This window comes from Pseudonocardia hierapolitana, from assembly GCF_007994075.1.
Classification (GTDB): domain Bacteria; phylum Actinomycetota; class Actinomycetes; order Mycobacteriales; family Pseudonocardiaceae; genus Pseudonocardia; species Pseudonocardia hierapolitana.
Genome location: NZ_VIWU01000001.1, coordinates 6,428,943 through 6,433,833, shown reverse-complemented (window position 1 = coordinate 6,433,833; position 4,891 = coordinate 6,428,943). Strand labels below are relative to the sequence as shown.

The 4,891-nt window shown below is 73.0% G+C and carries 4 protein-coding genes, 1 tRNA gene and 1 pseudogene; 2 read left to right on the top strand and 4 right to left on the bottom strand.

Translation table 11 applies throughout. The features are described from left to right. Nucleotides 1-659 precede the first annotated feature (659 nt). Together FHX44_RS43465 and FHX44_RS43920 are read left to right on the top strand one after the other, a co-directional pair. Nucleotides 660-959 (top strand): annotated as a pseudogene (locus FHX44_RS43465) (tyrosine-type recombinase/integrase); the annotation flags it as partial. Between the two features lie 12 nt (nt 960-971). Then, a complete protein-coding gene (locus FHX44_RS43920) occupies nt 972-1,100 on the top strand; it encodes a hypothetical protein (RefSeq protein WP_281287927.1) in 129 nt (42 codons plus the stop codon). 231 nt (nt 1,101-1,331) lie between these two features. Here FHX44_RS43920 and FHX44_RS30725 read toward each other — a convergent pair. The 4 genes from FHX44_RS30725 to der all read right to left on the bottom strand — a co-directional run bounded on the left by FHX44_RS30725 (nt 1,332) and on the right by der (nt 4,869). Then, nucleotides 1,332-1,405, bottom strand: a tRNA-Pro gene (locus FHX44_RS30725). A 241-nt stretch (nt 1,406-1,646) separates the two neighbouring features. Continuing rightward, nucleotides 1,647-2,795, bottom strand: a complete 1,149-nt coding sequence (locus FHX44_RS30720; RefSeq protein WP_246170674.1) for a sensor histidine kinase — start codon at nt 2,793-2,795, stop codon at nt 1,647-1,649. Further along, a complete protein-coding gene (locus tag FHX44_RS30715) occupies nt 2,792-3,433 on the bottom strand; it encodes a response regulator (RefSeq protein WP_147258973.1) in 642 nt (213 codons plus the stop codon). The genes FHX44_RS30720 and FHX44_RS30715 overlap by 4 nt, the downstream gene beginning before the upstream one ends. A 29-nt stretch (nt 3,434-3,462) precedes the next feature. After that, nucleotides 3,463-4,869, bottom strand: a complete 1,407-nt coding sequence (gene der, locus FHX44_RS30710; protein ID WP_147261594.1) for a ribosome biogenesis GTPase Der — start codon at nt 4,867-4,869, stop codon at nt 3,463-3,465. Between the last annotated feature and the right edge of the window lie 22 nt (nt 4,870-4,891).

Below are 4,891 nucleotides of genomic sequence, written 5' to 3'. Positions count from 1 at the left end.
GGGAACTCCTTCGAGCTGTGGACGCGAAGCGGAAGAAAGCGCAGGAAAGGACACACTGCGAGGTGGCGGGCAAACCCGTGCACGCTGCGCTCGACGCAAGCAGCCCACGACGGGGACGGCCCACTCACCGGTCGACGCTGCGACCCGTCTCCCGTTGCGAGCGTCAGCAACTTGAGCGATCCCAGCGGATCGGAAGGTAGCAGAGGGGCCAGTGGGAGTCGAGACTCGATCACCCTGATGGAGCTACCGCTCGGCGCGCGAAACCCCGCGCCGACCAGCGGATGTCCGGTCAGCGGGGTCCACAGCGGACGGCGCGGCACGCCGCCGCGGCGGGATCATGGCTGACGACGCCGTGTCCGGTGGGATCCGTCGCCGACGATCGGCACGAGCTGCTGTCCCCCGCCGACAGCGGCATGCGGTCGCACGTTCCGGTGACGCCGAAAGCGGTTCGAGGGCGGCGCAGCGGCGTTCGGCCGTCGACGGGGAACAGCGGTTCAGCGGCCGCCAACCGGGTTCGACCGCGGGGTGGTAGCGGACTTCGCACGTGTTCGGCACGGCGGCGTCGCCGGAAAGCCCGAAGACCTCGTCGGCCCGAGGAAGAACTGCATCAGCCCGTCGGTGGAATATTCGTCCAGCACCGGTAGTTCGGCGAGGTTCAGCTGCGCCAGGAACCCAAGACCAAGAGCAGCCACACCTGGATCGGGCTCTCCTCCCGCGCCGTCCGCGCCCTGCGCCGACAGGCCGAACGGCAACGTATCCTGCGACTCACCACCGGCCCGGCCTATCGCGATCAGGACCTGGTATTCACCCGCCGCGACGGACAACCCCTTCGACCCGAGTACGTGCTGTGCCACCTCCACCAGCTCACCGACCAGGCGGGTCTGCCGCGCATCCGGGTGCACGACCTGCGCCATTTCGCCGCCACGACCATGCTGTCCTCGCAAGTCCCACTGGCGATGGCGTCCAAGACGATGCGGCACTCGACCCTGTCGACCACCACCGAGGTCTACGGCCACCTACTCCGCCACGTCGCCCAGCAAGCCGTCGACGCCATCGACACCGCGCTCACCTCGGCCGAGAACTCGACGCACGCCGCCTGACGACCACATCGCGACCACCCGATGATCGACCGGCCCTCACCGGCCCGTGGCACCACGACAGACCGCACCGGAACGGTGGCCGCAGCCTGGCCGAGTGCGACCACATCGACGCAGTGGATCACCAACTCCCACGTGCGCCGTCCCACCCGCCCCAAGACGGCGACAGCGTTTCCGCAGGTAGAGACAGCGATGGGCGGCTCCCCAGTAGCAAGGGAACCGCCCATCACGCCGTCGGGACGACAGGATTTGAACCTGCGACCCCTTGACCCCCAGTCAAGTGCGCTACCAAGCTGCGCCACGTCCCGGCCACCCCCCGAGGGGGCCCGATCAGCCTACCCCATGACCGATCCGCCCCGATCGGCCGGTCGTGACTCCCCCGACGCGCCTGGTAGCCGCACCTGACCCTCCGCGCGCCGATGGCCCGGCGCGGCGGAGGCATCAGTCTCCGCAATGGGAGCCGCAGGCACCACCGTCGTCGGTAGGCCCCCGGGGGCGACTTTGGTAGGTACCCGGCGGTAGCGCGGATGTTACGTCCCGTTCGCCCGATCAGGACAGCGCCGGCTCTTGCTCGCGGGCCGGTTCGACGGGCGCCGGGGGCGGCGGGTCGAGCGGGAACACCGCCCGCACCGCGAAACCGCCGCCCGGTCGCGCACCGGCGGTGAGGTCGCCGCCTGCGGCCGAGACCCGCTCGGCGAGGCCCGTGAGCCCCGCCCCGCCACCGGTGTCCGGGCGACGCGAGGTGGCGGCGGTGGGGCCGTTGCGCACCTCGACGACCAGCTCGGTGGAGCGCCAGTGCAGGAGGACCGACACGCGCGCGCCCGCAGCGTGCCGGGCCGCGTTGGTGAGCGACTCCTGCACCACGCGGTACACCGCACGGCCGGTGCCGGGCGCGACCTCGACGGGGTCTCCGCGCTCGTCGAACTCGACGGCCACGCCCGCCGCCCGCGAGCCGGCCACCAGCGCGGGGATCTCGGTGAGTCCGGCGACGTGTTCGCTGCCGTCGAGCAGGCCGAGCGCCGCACGCATCTCGGCGAGCGCGCGCTTGGCGAGGACGCGCAGCTGCTCGGCGCCGCGGCGCGTCTCCTCCTCCGCGGTGGAGGCGGCGATGGCGGCCGCGCCCACCGCGATCAGCGTGGCGTGGTGGCCGACCGCGTCGTGGATCTCCCTGCCGATCCGGGCCCGCTCCTGCGCCCGCGCGGCGTCCCGCGACGCGGCGAGCGCCTCCTCGCGGGCTTGCTCGAGCTGCCGCAGGCTCTCGGTGAGCCGGGCACGGGTGCTCACGAGCAGCCCCAACGCGGCAGGCGCACCGGCGTACAGCGCGACGAACGCGACCATCAGGACGATGCGGCCGATGGGAAGGTCCTGCGTGAGCAGCACCGGGGTGATCGACACCGCGAGCGTGGCCACGAGCCACGGTGCCAGCATGCCGACCCGCCTGCAGCGCCGGCCGAGCGTGTAGAGCGCGACGATCGCGGGCGGCCAGCCCAGGCCACCTGCGAGCGCCCAGAACGAGCCGAGCAGCCCCAGCGGCGGCCAGAGGTGCCGCAGCGGCAGCAACGCGCACGCCACGAGCGCCGCGGCGACCGACCACTCGAACGGCGGGACGCCCAGCAACACCGCGATGGCCGGGAGAACGACGGCGGGCAGCTCGACGAGCACCCGCCGCACCGGTGGCGGAACCCGGAACACTGTCACGACAACCCCCATCCCTGGGCGAGCAACGCGGCTTGCACGCGGTTCTCCGCGCCGAGCTTGATCAGGAGTGCCGACACGTACTTCTTGACGGTGGCCTCGGCGAGCCCGAGCCGATCCCCGATCGCCGCGTTGGAGTCGCCGGCGGCGAGCCCGCGCAGCACCTGCAGCTCGCGGGGTGTCAGATCGGCGAGCTTGGACGAGCGGGGCCGCGCGGTGCCGGCCGCGAGCCGTGGCAGCAGCCGGGCGGTGATCCGCGGGTCGAGCACGGCGCCGCCTGCCGCCAGATCGAGCACGGCGCGAACCAGCGCGTCCGGCTCGGCGTCCTTGAGCAGGAACCCCTGCACGCCCAGCCGCAACGCCTCGGCGACGTAGTCGTCGAGGTCGAAGGTGGTGAGGACGGCCGCGGCCGGCGCGTCGGGGCGCGCGCACAGCACGCGCAGCGCCTCCAGCCCGCCGACGCCGGGCATCTGCACGTCGACCAGGACGACATCCGGCCGGTGCGCGTCGACGCACGCGAGCATCGCCGCGCCGTCCTCGGCCTGCCCGACCACCTCGACGGCGCCGCCGGCCTCCAGGACGGTGCGCAGTCCGGCCCGCATCAGGGGTTCGTCGTCGGCGAGCACGACCCGGACCGGCACCCGTCCAGGGTAACCGTGGTATCCGCTGATCAGCCCTTTCGGTTGCGCTTCTCCCGCACCCGGACCGAGATGCGCACCGGCGATCCGGTGAAACCGAACTCCTCGCGCAACCGCCGCTCCAGGAACCGCCGGTACCCGGCCTCCAGGAACCCGGTGCTGAACAGGACGAACGTCGGCGGCCGGGTCTGGGCCTGGGTGGCGAAGAGCACCTTGGGCTGCTTGCCGCCGCGCACCGGCGGCGGGGTGGCCGCGATGACGTCGGACAGCCAACCGTTGAGCCGGCCGGTCGGGATCCGCTTGTCCCATGACGCGAGTGCCGTGCGCAGGACCGGCGCGATCTTCGCGACGGCCCGGCCGGTGAGCGCCGAGACGTTGACCCGCTCGGCCCACTGCACGCGGACGAGGTCGCGTTCCAGCTCGCGCTTCATCGCATGCCGGCGGTCCTCGTCGACGAGGTCCCACTTGTTGAACACCAGCACGAGCGCCCGGCCGGCCTCCTCCACCATGGAGATCACGCGCTGGTCCTGTTCGGCGATCGGCTCACTCGCGTCTATCAGCACAACGGCCACCTCGGCGGCCTCGATCGCGGCGCGCGTGCGGAGGCTGGCGTAGTACTCCATGCCGCTCGCGGTCTGCACGCGCTTGCGCAGGCCCGCGGTGTCGACGAACCGCCAGACCTCGCCGTCGAGCTCGACGAGCGAGTCAACCGGGTCGACGGTGGTGCCCGCGACGTCGTGCACGACCGAGCGCAGCTCGCCGGAGACGCGGTTGAGCAGGCTCGACTTGCCGACGTTCGGCTTGCCGACGAGCGCGACGCGCCGCGGCCCGGTCCCGGTGGCGCCGAAGTCGTCGCGCGGGGTCTCCGGGAGCGCCTCGAGGATCGCGTCCAGCAGGTCACCGGAGCCGCGCCCGTGCAGGCCGCTGACGGGGTGCGGCTCCCCCAGCCCGAGCCGCCAGAGCGCGGCGGTGTCGGAGATGAGCCGGTCGTCGTCGACCTTCGTGGCGGCGAGCAGGACGGGCCGGTCGGAGCGGCGCAGCACGCGCGCCACCGCCTCGTCGGTGGCCGTGGCGCCGACGCTCGCGTCGACGACGAGCAGGACCGCGTCCGCGGTCTGCATCGCGAGGTCGGCCTGGGCGGCGACAGCGGCCTGCAGGCCGGTGGCGTCGGGCTCCCAGCCCCCCGTGTCGACGAGCGTGAAGCGACGCCCGTTCCACAGGGCGTCGTAGGCGACGCGGTCGCGGGTGACACCGGGGATGTCCTGCACGACCGCCTCACGACGACCGAGGAGCCGGTTGACCAGCGTGGACTTGCCGACGTTCGGCCGCCCGACGACGGCGAGAACCGGGGCGGGCGGTGCCGCCTCGGTGCCCTCGTCGGGGGTGCCGGGGCTGTCGGGCGCCCCGAATTCGTCGGGGTCGATCCCCAGCGCGGCCATGGCCGCCCGATCGTCGGTTCCG